Genomic DNA, 11,966 nt, shown 5'->3' on the forward strand with positions numbered 1-11,966 from the left:
AGATTGTCTGATAAATTGTTAAAGAGCAGTGCAACGCGGCGTTAAGCTCACCGTTGCGAGGTGGCGTATAATACGCTTTCCTCTTTCAGAGTCAACCCTGAATTTCAGGATTTTTTTCTCTTCAACCGAACCGGCTATCTGGTGTGAAGTGATTCACATCCGCCGTGTCGATGGAGGCGCATTATAGGGAGTTCCCGAGAGTCCGCAACCCCTAAATTGCAGAAAAATGACTGACTGCTGCAATCCCCAGCAGAAACCCGCTTTATACCCATTTACACACAGAGTTATCCACAAATCGATGCCCTCACCGCCCTCTATCGCGCTCTCTTAGCCTTTATACGTAGGGTAAAAAAGAGGAACAAAAGGAAAGAGAAAAATTCGCGAGCGTTGCGCAAACGTTTTCGTTACAATGCCACCGCAAAACAAGGATGCCCCGTAAGGGGCGTTAGCTGAGTTTTTATCCAAGAATTCACCTAACGCTCTCTGTAATAGTCAAATCCAGGGGATTTACCATGCAACAACGTCGTCCAGTCCGCCGCGCTCTGCTCAGTGTTTCTGACAAGGCCGGTATCATCGAATTCGCTCAGGCACTTTCTGCACGTGGAGTGGAGCTGCTGTCTACAGGTGGCACTGCGCGCCTGTTAGCAGAGAAAGGCCTGCCAGTGACCGAAGTTTCCGATTACACCGGCTTCCCGGAAATGATGGATGGACGCGTGAAGACCCTGCATCCAAAAGTACACGGCGGCATTCTCGGTCGTCGCGGCCAGGATGATGCGATTATGGAACAGCACCACATCCAGCCTATCGATATGGTAGTCGTTAACCTGTATCCGTTCGCCGAGACCGTCGCCCGCGAAGGCTGCTCGCTGGAAGATGCCGTAGAGAATATTGATATCGGCGGCCCAACTATGGTGCGCTCCGCTGCCAAGAACCATAAAGATGTTGCGATCGTGGTGAAGAGCAGCGACTACGACGCCATTATTAAAGAGATGGACGCCAACGAAGGTTCCCTGACGCTGGAAACCCGTTTCGACCTCGCCATCAAAGCCTTCGAACACACCGCCGCTTACGACAGCATGATTGCCAACTACTTCGGCAGTATGGTTCCGGCCTATCACGGTGAAAGCCAGGAAGCCGCAGGTCGCTTCCCACGTACGCTGAACCTGAACTTCATTAAGAAGCAGGATATGCGCTACGGCGAAAACAGCCACCAGCAGGCTGCCTTCTATATAGAAGAGAATGTAAAAGAGGCTTCGGTTGCTACCGCAACGCAGGTGCAGGGTAAAGCGCTCTCTTACAACAATATCGCCGACACCGACGCAGCGCTGGAGTGTGTGAAAGAGTTCTCCGAGCCAGCGTGTGTCATCGTCAAGCACGCTAACCCGTGCGGCGTGGCGGTCAGCACCTCTATTCTTGACGCCTATGATCGCGCGTACAAAACCGACCCTACCTCCGCATTCGGCGGCATCATCGCGTTTAACCGCGAACTGGATGCCGAAACCGCACAAGCGATTATCTCTCGCCAGTTTGTTGAGGTGATCATTGCCCCTTCAGCCACGGACGAAGCGCTGAAAATCACCGCAGCCAAGCAGAACGTTCGCGTTCTGACCTGCGGCCAGTGGGCGCAGCGCGTTGCGGGCCTGGATTTCAAACGCGTTAATGGCGGTCTGCTGGTTCAGGACCGCGACCTGGGTATGGTGGGCGAAAGCGAACTGCGCGTCGTCACCAAACGTCAGCCGACCGAGCAAGAGCTGCGCGATGCGCTGTTCTGCTGGAAAGTGGCGAAGTTCGTGAAATCCAACGCCATTGTTTATGCCAAAGAAAACATGACTATCGGGATAGGCGCAGGCCAGATGAGCCGCGTTTATTCTGCCAAAATCGCCGGTATCAAAGCCGCTGACGAAGGTCTGGAAGTAAAAGGTTCCGCGATGGCGTCCGATGCTTTCTTCCCGTTCCGCGATGGGATTGATGCTGCCGCTGCGGCAGGCGTGAGCTGCGTTATCCAGCCTGGCGGTTCTATCCGCGATGATGAAGTGATTGCCGCCGCCGATGAGCACGGTATCGCGATGGTCTTCACCGATATGCGCCACTTCCGCCATTAATCTACGGAGCAGACGATGAAAGTATTAGTGATTGGCAATGGCGGGCGCGAACACGCGCTGGCCTGGAAAGCGGCGCAGTCGCCTTTGGTTGATACCGTATTTGTTGCGCCGGGTAATGCGGGCACGGCACTGGAGCCAACCCTGCAAAACGTCGCCATCGGTGTAACCGACATTCCCGCGCTGTTGAGCTTTGCCCAAAACGAGAAGATCGATCTGACTATCGTTGGCCCGGAAGCGCCGCTGGTGATTGGCGTCGTCGATGCGTTTCGTGCTGCAGGGCTGAAAATCTTCGGCCCAACCGAAGGCGCGGCACAACTGGAAGGCTCTAAAGCCTTCACCAAAGATTTTCTTGCTCGCCATAAAATTCCTACAGCGGAATATCAGAACTTTACCGAAGTGGAGCCTGCGCTGGTTTACCTGCGTGAGAAAGGCGCACCAATCGTCATTAAAGCCGACGGCCTCGCCGCCGGTAAAGGTGTTATCGTGGCGATGACGCTTGAAGAAGCAGAAGCCGCCGTTCACGACATGCTGGCGGGGAACGCGTTTGGCGACGCGGGGCATCGTATCGTTATCGAGGAGTTCCTCGACGGCGAAGAAGCGAGTTTTATCGTGATGGTGGACGGCGAGCATGTCCTGCCAATGGCCACCAGCCAAGATCATAAGCGTGTCGGTGATAAAGACACTGGGCCAAATACTGGCGGCATGGGTGCTTACTCACCCGCACCGGTGGTGACGGATGAAGTGCATCAGCGCACGATGGAACGGATCATTTGGCCAACCGTGAAAGGTATGGCAGCAGAAGGCAACACCTACACCGGTTTCCTGTATGCGGGTTTGATGATCGATAAACAGGGCAATCCGAAGGTTATCGAGTTCAACTGCCGCTTTGGCGATCCCGAAACTCAGCCGATCATGCTGCGTATGAAATCGGATCTGGTGGATCTGTGTCTCGCCGCTTGCGACGGTAAGCTCAATGAGAAAACCTCCGAGTGGGATGAGCGTGCGTCGCTCGGTGTGGTCATGGCGGCGGGCGGTTATCCTGGTGATTACCGCACAGGCGATGTTATCCACGGCTTACCACTGGAAGACGTCGAAGGCGGTAAAGTGTTCCAGGCTGGGACTAAGCTCTCTGCGGATGAACAGGTGCTGACCAGCGGTGGTCGCGTACTGTGCGTCACCGCGCTGGGCCATACCGTTGCTGAAGCGCAGAAACGTGCCTACGCCTTAATGACCGATATCCACTGGGACGATTGCTTCTGCCGTAAAGATATCGGCTGGCGCGCCATTGAACGCGAGCAGAACTAACGCAACAGTTTTGCCAGCAACGTTTTGCGCGTAATCCCTAATTGGCGGGCGGCTTCCGTTTTGTTGCCGCCCGTTTTTTCCAACGCTGCCAGAATCACCTCTTTCTCCACTTCCACCAACGGTTGAATAGCCTCTTCGCACGACGATGACGTTTGAATTGGCGTTCCGGCGATTGCCAGCGGTAGCTCACGTTCAGAAATATATTCTCCGGTCAGCAAGACCACCGAGCGCTCGATGGCGTTCTCCAGCTCACGGATATTGCCCGGCCATGCGTAGTGGATCAGCAAATCCATCGCCTGTGGCGTAAAGCCTTTCACCACTTTGCGGTTGCGCTCGGCAAACCGTTGGAGGAAATACTCCGCCAGTTGCGGAATATCTTCCCGACGCTGGCGCAACGGCGGCATGTCGATAGCCACAACGTTCAGGCGATAGTAGAGATCCTGGCGAAAATGCCCTGCCGCCACCTCTTCGGCGAGATTGCGATGTGTCGCGGCAATCAACCGGACATCGACCGCAAGGGTCTGATTACTGCCAACACGCTGCACTTCTCGCTCCTGAATCGCTCGCAGCAGGCGCACCTGCATCAACGGTGAGATATCGCCAATCTCATCAAGGAACAACGTGCCACCGTCGGCTTCAACAAAGCGCCCTTCTCGCCGTTTATCAGCACCGGTAAACGCGCCTTTCTCATGACCGAACAACTCAGACTCCAGCAGAGATTCATTAAGCGCCGCGCAGTTCAGCGTGACCAGCGGTTTATCGCGGCGCGCGCTGCTGGTATGCAACGCTTTCGCCACCAGCTCTTTACCCGTGCCGGATTCACCGTGAATCAGTACTGTGGCGTCTGACGGCGCCACCAGCGCGATGTTATTTAACAGCGTTTGCATCGCCGGGCTGCTGCCTACCATGCCAAATCGCGCCGCCGGGCTGGACGATGCCGCGCCTTCCGCCTGGCGAGTATGCTCCAGCGCCTGAGCCAACGTTTGCTGTAGCCGGTCAAAATCCAGTGGTTTAATCAGGTAATCCAGCGCACCAGACTTAATCGCCTCCACGGCGGTGTCCACGCTGGAGTAAGCGGTCATAATCAGTACCGGAATGGCGGGGTTATGCGCTTTAATCTCTTTTAGCGTTTCGATACCGTCCATTTCCGCCATCCGAATATCGCAAAGCACCAAATCAAATACCCGCTGGCGCACCTGTTCCAGCGCCTGTAGGCCGTTATAGGCCAGCGCCGTTTGGTATCCCCATCCTCTCAGCAGCGCCTGTAAGATGGTGCAATGGCTAATATCATCATCCACCAGCAGAATATTGACCTTTTCCTCCATCATGCTTGCTCATCCTTTTGTTGCCGATTAACCGGCAGGTAGAGGGTAAATACCGCTCCCTTGCCAGGCGTGCTGTTCACGTGGATTGTCCCACCGTGTTGTTCAACAATGTTCTGCACCACCGCTAAACCCAACCCTGTACCATCGGCTTTGGTAGTAAAATAAGGGGTGAAAATGGCCTGCTGCTCGTCCGGCGTTATCCCTTTACCATCATCCGCCACGCTCAGCTTCACGCGACCATCAGCGCATTCACTCACCGCCACGGTAATCGTGCCTTCGCGGCCAATGGCCTGAATAGCGTTGAGATAGAGGTTCAGCAGCACCTGGTTGATCCTGTCAGGGTCAGCCTGAATACGGCACAGCCCAGGCGGCGCGGTAAATTTCAACGTAATCGCGCGGCTTAATGCATCCTGGCTCACCAACTGAAGCGAATGGCCAATCACTTCGTTGAGATCAACCGGCTGCCATTTTAAATGGGCAGGGCGCACCAGCTCCAGCAGTTCACTGACCACACGGTTCAGGCGGTCGGCCTCTTTCGCCATCACCTGCGCCAGCTCATAGGCTTCGCCCCCCGGCGGCGTACGCTCGGTAAAATATTTCGCTAACCCTTTGATAGACGACAGCGGGTTGCGGATTTCATGCGCCACCCCAGCAGCCAAGTGCCCCAGCGCCATCAGCTTTTCTTTGCGATGCATCGCTTCCTGGAGCAACTTACGCGAGCGCTGGTAACGGCGGAACCAGAACTGCGCAAGAACGGTCGCCATCATCACGACTCCGGCGGCGCACAGCATCACAATCATGTTTCTCTGCCCGCGCGCCAGCTCAGCGTCCATCTCGCGAACGTCAAAGGCGATAAAAATAACCTGCGGGGTATCCGCGCGTGAAGCCGTTGGATTACGGCGCATCATCATACGCATGTGATGGCTCCCGGGGGCGTCCTGAGGGCGGAACTGGCGATAAATCTCCAGCGCGGGTTCCGGCGTCTCAATTCGCCGCCAGCGTTCTTTATCACTCACCTGAAGGCTGCGCAGGGTGTTCACGTCGTAGAGCATGCTGCCCACCTGCTGTGGGTCGCTATGGGCGATAACCTTTCCCTGCTCGTCGGTCACGGCGAACCACTGCACACCGGGCTGCCAGGCCATATCTTCTAGCATCGCCTGTAGTTGAGCATGATGCATCCGCATACCCATGCCAACACGTGTACCAGACTCCAGCGCGCGAATCAGCACACCGCCCTTCTCCTGGATAGCCTGCTGCGCCGCCGCGCTCTCGCGACTATAGTCACGCACGATCAGCGCCGAAAACAGGCTTACCAACAGCACCACGATACCGGTCAGTAGCCAACTGAGGCCGGTCGCTACTGAGTCCTTCTGTAATCGTATGAGGTTCATGGAACGTCCTTCTCTTTTCCCTTTGCTATCCCTCAGCAGGAATCATGCCATCTTTCGCCCACGCCAACCCAGCCTGCGAGCACAAACCGCCAGAATCGACGGGTAAAAATGACTCACCCGGATACCCCTCGCGGGTCATTTTTACTCACTATGCGCGAGTCCACAGGCGAAACCCCGCGATTTTCGCGGTGCGACAAACTGGCACAGAAGATGCAAAAGCCGTAGTAACTACACTACAGGAGAACTCATCATGAAACGGAACAAAAATCTGCCTCTGGCTCTGTTTGCCCTCGCGGCCCTGACACTCACCAGCGACGTGGTGCTAGCCGGACCACATCACGGGAACGGAAACATCAACAACGACGGCTATAGCCAGCTCTCCGATACACAGCAGGCCACGGCGAAGAAATTGCATAACGACTTCTACACGCAAACCAGCGCATTGCGTCAACAGTTGACCTCAAAGCGCTATGAGTACAATGCGCTGTTAACGGCGGATAAACCCGATAGCGCCAAAATTGAGGCTGTCGCACAAGAGATGGAGGGGTTAAGCCAGAAGCTTGACCAGCAGCAGGTCAAATTAGACGTCGCAATGGCGCAAGCGGGAATACCACGCCACAGCGGTATGGGCTATGGTTGCCAGGGCGGCGGGCATATGAGCGGTGGACACATGGGCGGCATGAACCGCTAGTCGGCGTTTAGAAGGTTTTTTCTTTCGGCTGCCAGGTACAGTAGTCCTGGTTTGCCACCAGCAAGAGCTGGAGGCCCTCTGGCGCTTCCAGCCAGGCGATACTGACATCTGCCGCAGAACGGCTTTGACGGCTGGCAATATGCTCCAGTGCGCGGGCGTCAAAATCAGGTTTTAGTGTCTCGCCTTCACAGGTCGTCACGGTTTTATCCGCATGCCAACGCCCCTGACGTAACACCACTTTCCCTAAACGCAGCGCATCGCTGGTCTGGCGAATTTGCTCTGCACGGTAGCGATAGAGCGCCACCTGGTCGCTGGAGAGCTGCTGTTTCTGCCCATCAATCTCACGCTGCATAAAGCTCAGCTCGCCGCTACTGTCGAAGCGGGCGCGAATGTGTTCAGAAGGTTTACCGTAGATATTCAGTTCTATCAGCAACAGTTTGTCATCCTGCCAGCGATATTCACTGGTCGAGGTGCTGCCACTGTGCCACGGGCTAAAAGTGGCAAGGAGGTGCGTTTCGCCGCCGTCATCTTTACGCCAGATGCGTACAGCACCCTGCGTGTCGGCATAACCGCTGGCGGTAAAAGGGGGAAGCGTGCTGTTGTGGCTACAAGCGGTGAGCAAAAACAGACCCGCCAGCCCAAACAACCGTCGCCAAATAGACGAAAGGGGCGAAACCGCCCCTTCTTTAAAACTGTTCACTGCCACGCAATCTTACTTAACAGCGTCTTTCAGTGCTTTGCCAGAAACAAATGCCGGCACGTTAGCTGCGGCGATTTTGATTTCTTTACCGGTCTGCGGGTTGCGGCCAGTACGCTCAGCGCGGTGGTTCACTTTGAAGGTACCGAAACCAACCAGTTGTACAGCATCACCTTCTTTCAGAGACTCAGTAATAGCAGCCAGGGTGGATTCCAGTGCAGCTTTAGCCTGGGTTTTAGACAGTTCAGCCTTGTCCGCAATTACATCAATCAGTTGAGTCTTGTTCATAAGTTATCCTTACAATGTGTTTATCGCTTGCTAAGCATCGAGTGCGACGAAAATGCCAGAAAAGCACTCTCCTGCATACACGCACCGATAGCCACTTTTTTTCGCCCTCCAAATGTAGACCAGACGGGGGGCAGATGTGAAGCCTTCAGGCGCGACAATTCAGGCGGTAAATCACGTTTTATTGTCTCATTGCTGAAAATTTATACCAATATTGCTTTCAGCGGCTTCGCGAAGGTCTGCGCGCAGTCCTTTTATCAGTTCAATATCGCGTTCTTCACACTCGGCCAAAAGACGGAAAATCTCCCATTGGATGTCCCATTCCTGCTCTACGGCGGGGTTCAAACGCAGCTCTTCATCGGTCATTTCTCGACCAGCCTGGGTCATTTCCAGCATCGCCACGGTGGTGATAGAACTCTTGCTGACTTCAATCGCGTGCTCGAGCGTTTCGCCGCTCAGGCGAGAATGTATTAATTCGCTCAATGCAACGCAGGCATCGATCGCCGGATACACACCGTACATATCAAAATCGTCAGCCGCCGGAATCGCCTCTTCGAGCTTTTCGAGCTGGCTGTCAAAGTTCACTTTGGCATCTTTTACCGTCAGCGTTTCCCAGATGAGATCCAGAATGCGGCGATAAATATGCGGGTCGCCGAATTCGGACTCTTTGCAGAACATGCCGTAGTTCGGGTACATACGCTCGCACAGACAGGCCATGAAAGTGACGTGCTGCCAGCTTTCCAGCTTCTCCAGGCGCAGATGAATCGGGTTTTGTAACATGATGAATTCTCAAATACGGAAATTAGCCGCAGTTTACCTGAATTATGCCTATTTTGCTGTAAGACGCACAAAAGCTGGGCGCTCCGATGCCACCGCATCAGCCCATCGCGTTGGCTCCGGTAAACGGTAGCCTTTCAGGCAGCGTTCTACCCACATCAGCGCGCTATCAAGGCCAACGCGGTGGCCGGTCGAGATAAACAGCGGGTTACAACGCGCTTTGCTGCGCAAGACCCACGCCAGCGGCTCGCCTTTGTCACTCAACGCAGACAACGCGCCAGGCTCATCACCCAGCGGTTCAAACTTGCCGCACAGCCGTTTTTTCGCCACGCCAAGGGTCGGCACATCCACCAGCAGGCCAAAATGGCTGGCAACGCCAAGACGGCGTGGATGGGAGATGCCATGTCCATCGACAAACAGCAGATCAGGTTTGTGCGAAAGCAGCTGCCACGCCGCCATCAGCGCGGGCGTTTCACGAAACGAGAGGAAGCCGGGAATATACGGCATGGTGGTGGCGATGCGCGCCACCTTGTACTCCAAAAGCTCCAGCGACGGATATTTTAACAATACGATCGCCGCCCGCGTCACTTCGCCGCCCTGCTCAAAGCCCACATCCGCCCCGCCGATCAGACTCGGCGGATCGCTATCAAAACGATCCTCGCGGATAACCGACGAAGCCAGTTCAAGCTGCTGCGCGCGTAGCGATGCGAGATCCATTCCCGTTGCCCTAGCGATGATACTGCGCCGACAGGCGGTGTACCGCTTCAACAAAGACGCCCGCGTGCTCTGGCGGTACATCCTGATGAATACCGTGACCGAGGTTAAAGACATGGCCTTCGCCCTGACCAAAGCCCGCCAGAATGGTTGCCACTTCATCTTCGATGCGTGCTGCCGGCGCGTAGAGCATTGAAGGATCCATATTGCCCTGTAGCGCCACTTTATGGCCTACGCGGCGGCGCGCATCAGCAATATCAGTTGTCCAGTCAAGACCCAGCGCATCACAGCCGGTTTCTGCCATCGCTTCCAGCCACTGACCACCGCCTTTGGTGAACAGCGTCACCGGCACACGACGACCGTCGTTTTCGCGCAGCAGACCATCGACGATTTTATGCATGTAATACAAAGAGAACTGCTGATAGTCGCGGCCAGTCAGCACACCGCCCCAAGTGTCGAAAATCATCACCGACTGCGCGCCCGCTTTAATCTGTGCGTTCAGATACAACGTGACGCTTTGCGCCAGCTTATCAAGCAGCAGATGCAGCGCCTGAGGGTCGGCATACATCATCTTTTTAATCATGGTGAAGGCTTTGCTGCTGCCGCCTTCGACCATGTAAGTTGCCAGCGTCCACGGGCTGCCAGAAAAACCAATCAGCGGCACTTCGCCTTTCAGCTCGCGGCGGATGGTGCGCACTGCGTTCATCACATAGCCCAATTCCCCTTCCGGGTCAGGAATTGGCAGCTTTTCAACATCCGCTTTGCTGGTGATAGGCGAGGTAAAGCACGGGCCTTCCCCGGCTTCAAAATACAGCCCCAGCCCCATGGCATCGGGAATGGTCAGGATATCCGAGAACAGAATCGCGGCATCAAGCGGGTAGCGGCGCAGCGGCTGTAATGTCACTTCACAGGCCAGCTCGGCATTTTTGCACAGCGACATAAAATCCCCCGCCTGAGCGCGGGTGGCTTTGTACTCCGGCAAATAGCGGCCCGCCTGGCGCATCATCCATACCGGGGTGACATCAACAGGCTGGCGCAGCAGCGCGCGCAGATAACGATCGTTTTTCAGTTCGGTCATTTTTCCATTCCTTGAGCTATTTCACGCCAGTGTAACATGTCTGTCATTCGTACTCTGCCCGACAGATTGCCACGGTGTCTTCAATCAACCGGCGCGCCACTGTGCCCGGCGGCGGCAGGAGCGGCAAGTTGTCGTAGCGATACCAGTTCGCTTCCAGCAATTCTTTCGGGTCGATAACTATCTCGCCGCTGTCGTATTCCGCCATAAACGCCGTCATCAACGATTGCGGGAACGGCCACGGCTGCGAAGTGACATAGCGCAGGTTTTTCACCTTAATGCCGCTCTCTTCCATCACTTCGCGCGCCACCGCCTGTTCTAAGGTTTCGCCCACTTCAACAAAGCCCGCCAGCACGGTGTGAACACCGTTGCGGTGGCGAACATGCTGCGCAAGAAGAATCGCGTCGTTACGGCGAATGGCGACAATAATGCAGGGCGCAATTTGCGGGTAATAGCGTTCACGGCAGTGGCTGCACAGCATCGCCCATTCGGTTTTGCTCGGGTGCATAGTGTGCCCGCAGTAGCCACAGTATTTATGCGAACGGTAAAACTCCGCTAGCTGCACGCCGCGCCCAGCCAGTTGAAACAGGCCAACGTCCAGGTCAAGCACCTGGCGTACCGAGCCCATGTCGTGGCGGCGCTGTTGCTGTACCAGCCATACCGGAGCACCATCCCATTCGCCAATCTGGAGTGCGCGCTGACCCACAAGATCGAAATTTACCGCTTCGCCATATGGCAATTCACCAGCGGGCAACCATAATTTTTGTTCGTGGCTGACTATCCACCAGCCGCGATCCGATTTTTCAATTATACGATCCATATCTCTTGCGCTACCTTTGCTTCACAGGCATGTTATTAACATAATATTTACATATTGATGTGAGCAGATTAAAACCACACTGATGCGGGGGTCAACCTATGTTAAACCAGTTAGAGAGCCTGACAGAGCGCGTTAAAGGACACCATCGACTGGTAGACCGCTGGCTGAACATTCGTAAGCACCTGCTCGTGGCTTACTACAATTTGGTTGGCCTTAAGCCTGGCAAAGAATCGTTTATGCGTCTTAATGAGAAAGCGCTTGATGACTTTTGTCAGCGTCTGGTTGACTACCTTTCTGCCGGTCATTTCAGTATTTATGAACGCATTATCCATAAAATGGAAGGCAACAGCCCGCTTTTAAACGCCAGCAAAATCTGGCCGCAGTTGGATGCCAATACCCAGTTGATTATGGATTACTACGATTCCACTCTGGAAAATGCTATCGACCAGGATAATGGTTTCGATTTCCAACAGGCGCTGTCTGATATCGGTGAAGCGCTGGAAGCGCGCTTCCTCTTAGAAGACCAACTGATCATGCTGGCCTTCGAGGCACTCGATCAGGGCGAGATGAAAAGCACGGCTTGAGATTTGCTGCGTTAACGAGTAGTTTACATTCATTACCTCTAATCATCAGAGGTTGCTTCTTGTCGGAGTGCCTTACGTGAAAGCGTAGGCTGAGACCGTTAATTCGGGATCCGCGGAACCTGATCAGGCTAATACCTGCGAAGGGAACAAGAGTAATTCAGCTTTATGCTGCTGCCTTTACGGGCGGCGCACATCCATTA

At 54.8% G+C, this 11,966-nt stretch carries 12 protein-coding genes and 1 riboswitch; of the genes, 4 read left to right on the plus strand and 8 right to left on the minus strand.

Annotated elements, in window-relative coordinates:
- Positions 1–512 precede the first annotated feature (512 nt).
- Together purH and purD are read left to right on the plus strand one after the other, a co-directional pair.
- Positions 513–2,102, plus strand: coding sequence for a bifunctional phosphoribosylaminoimidazolecarboxamide formyltransferase/IMP cyclohydrolase (purH, locus tag AC6I4B_RS21785; protein WP_497768123.1), 1,590 nt, complete (start codon positions 513–515; stop codon positions 2,100–2,102).
- A 15-nt stretch (positions 2,103–2,117) separates the two neighbouring features.
- Positions 2,118–3,407 (plus strand): phosphoribosylamine--glycine ligase, encoded by a 1,290-nt coding sequence (gene purD, locus AC6I4B_RS21790; protein ID WP_497768125.1) that lies wholly within the window; start codon positions 2,118–2,120, stop codon positions 3,405–3,407.
- Here the strand turns inward: purD and zraR are convergent.
- Together zraR and zraS are read right to left on the minus strand one after the other, a co-directional pair.
- Entirely contained in the window at positions 3,404–4,735 is a 1,332-nt protein-coding gene (gene zraR / locus AC6I4B_RS21795) for a sigma-54-dependent response regulator transcription factor ZraR (RefSeq protein WP_497768126.1), read from the minus strand. The two genes, purD and zraR, sit on opposite strands and share 4 nt — an antisense overlap.
- Entirely contained in the window at positions 4,732–6,123 is a 1,392-nt protein-coding gene (gene zraS, locus AC6I4B_RS21800; protein ID WP_497768128.1) for a two-component system sensor histidine kinase ZraS, read from the minus strand. The genes zraR and zraS overlap by 4 nt, the downstream gene beginning before the upstream one ends.
- Positions 6,124–6,373: 250 nt before the next feature.
- On the opposite strand from zraS, the gene zraP reads away from it, so the two are divergent.
- Complete coding sequence (gene zraP / locus AC6I4B_RS21805) at positions 6,374–6,814, plus strand: zinc resistance sensor/chaperone ZraP (RefSeq protein ID WP_497768129.1); 441 nt, start codon at positions 6,374–6,376, stop codon at positions 6,812–6,814.
- Between the two features lie 7 nt (positions 6,815–6,821).
- Here the strand turns inward: zraP and AC6I4B_RS21810 are convergent, their stop codons facing one another.
- From AC6I4B_RS21810 to nudC, 6 genes are all read right to left on the minus strand, one after another.
- Positions 6,822–7,514 (minus strand): DUF1481 domain-containing protein, encoded by a 693-nt coding sequence (locus AC6I4B_RS21810; RefSeq protein ID WP_497768130.1) that lies wholly within the window; start codon positions 7,512–7,514, stop codon positions 6,822–6,824.
- A 12-nt stretch (positions 7,515–7,526) separates the two neighbouring features.
- Positions 7,527–7,799 (minus strand): nucleoid-associated protein HU-alpha, encoded by a 273-nt coding sequence (gene hupA, locus AC6I4B_RS21815; RefSeq protein ID WP_001044509.1) that lies wholly within the window; start codon positions 7,797–7,799, stop codon positions 7,527–7,529.
- Positions 7,800–7,985: 186 nt separating this feature from the next.
- Positions 7,986–8,576, minus strand: a complete 591-nt coding sequence (locus AC6I4B_RS21820; protein WP_497768146.1) for a YjaG family protein — start codon at positions 8,574–8,576, stop codon at positions 7,986–7,988.
- Between the two features lie 48 nt (positions 8,577–8,624).
- Positions 8,625–9,290, minus strand: a complete 666-nt coding sequence (nfi, locus tag AC6I4B_RS21825) for a deoxyribonuclease V (RefSeq protein ID WP_497768148.1) — start codon at positions 9,288–9,290, stop codon at positions 8,625–8,627.
- A gap of 10 nt (positions 9,291–9,300) precedes the next feature.
- The gene (gene hemE / locus AC6I4B_RS21830; RefSeq protein WP_497768149.1) at positions 9,301–10,365 is read right to left on the minus strand and encodes a uroporphyrinogen decarboxylase; all 1,065 of its coding nucleotides are present in this window, start codon (positions 10,363–10,365) and stop codon (positions 9,301–9,303) included.
- A 43-nt stretch (positions 10,366–10,408) separates the two neighbouring features.
- Positions 10,409–11,182: an NAD(+) diphosphatase gene (gene nudC / locus AC6I4B_RS21835; protein WP_497768151.1), complete on the minus strand. Its 774-nt coding sequence runs from the start codon at positions 11,180–11,182 to the stop codon at positions 10,409–10,411.
- A gap of 98 nt (positions 11,183–11,280) precedes the next feature.
- On the opposite strand from nudC, the gene rsd reads away from it, so the two are divergent.
- Positions 11,281–11,766: a sigma D regulator gene (gene rsd, locus AC6I4B_RS21840; RefSeq protein ID WP_497768153.1), complete on the plus strand. Its 486-nt coding sequence runs from the start codon at positions 11,281–11,283 to the stop codon at positions 11,764–11,766.
- Between the two features lie 53 nt (positions 11,767–11,819).
- Positions 11,820–11,929: riboswitch (TPP riboswitch) on the plus strand.
- Positions 11,930–11,966 lie beyond the last annotated feature (37 nt).

The organism is Kluyvera fluvialis (assembly GCF_059725275.1).

Bases quoted from the DNA above. Each gene is read 5' to 3' on its own strand.
- purH (WP_497768123.1), top strand. From the start codon at position 513: ATGCAACAACGTCGTCCAGTCCGCCGCGCTCTGCTCAGTGTTTCTGAC.
- purD (WP_497768125.1), top strand. From the start codon at position 2,118: ATGAAAGTATTAGTGATTGGCAATGGCGGGCGCGAACACGCGCTGGCC.
- zraR (WP_497768126.1), bottom strand. From the start codon at position 4,735: ATGATGGAGGAAAAGGTCAATATTCTGCTGGTGGATGATGATATTAGC.
- zraS (WP_497768128.1), bottom strand. From the start codon at position 6,123: ATGAACCTCATACGATTACAGAAGGACTCAGTAGCGACCGGCCTCAGT.
- zraP (WP_497768129.1), top strand. From the start codon at position 6,374: ATGAAACGGAACAAAAATCTGCCTCTGGCTCTGTTTGCCCTCGCGGCC.
- hupA (WP_001044509.1), bottom strand. From the start codon at position 7,799: ATGAACAAGACTCAACTGATTGATGTAATTGCGGACAAGGCTGAACTG.
- AC6I4B_RS21820 (WP_497768146.1), bottom strand. From the start codon at position 8,576: ATGTTACAAAACCCGATTCATCTGCGCCTGGAGAAGCTGGAAAGCTGG.
- nfi (WP_497768148.1), bottom strand. From the start codon at position 9,290: ATGGATCTCGCATCGCTACGCGCGCAGCAGCTTGAACTGGCTTCGTCG.
- hemE (WP_497768149.1), bottom strand. From the start codon at position 10,365: ATGACCGAACTGAAAAACGATCGTTATCTGCGCGCGCTGCTGCGCCAG.
- nudC (WP_497768151.1), bottom strand. From the start codon at position 11,182: ATGGATCGTATAATTGAAAAATCGGATCGCGGCTGGTGGATAGTCAGC.
- rsd (WP_497768153.1), top strand. From the start codon at position 11,281: ATGTTAAACCAGTTAGAGAGCCTGACAGAGCGCGTTAAAGGACACCAT.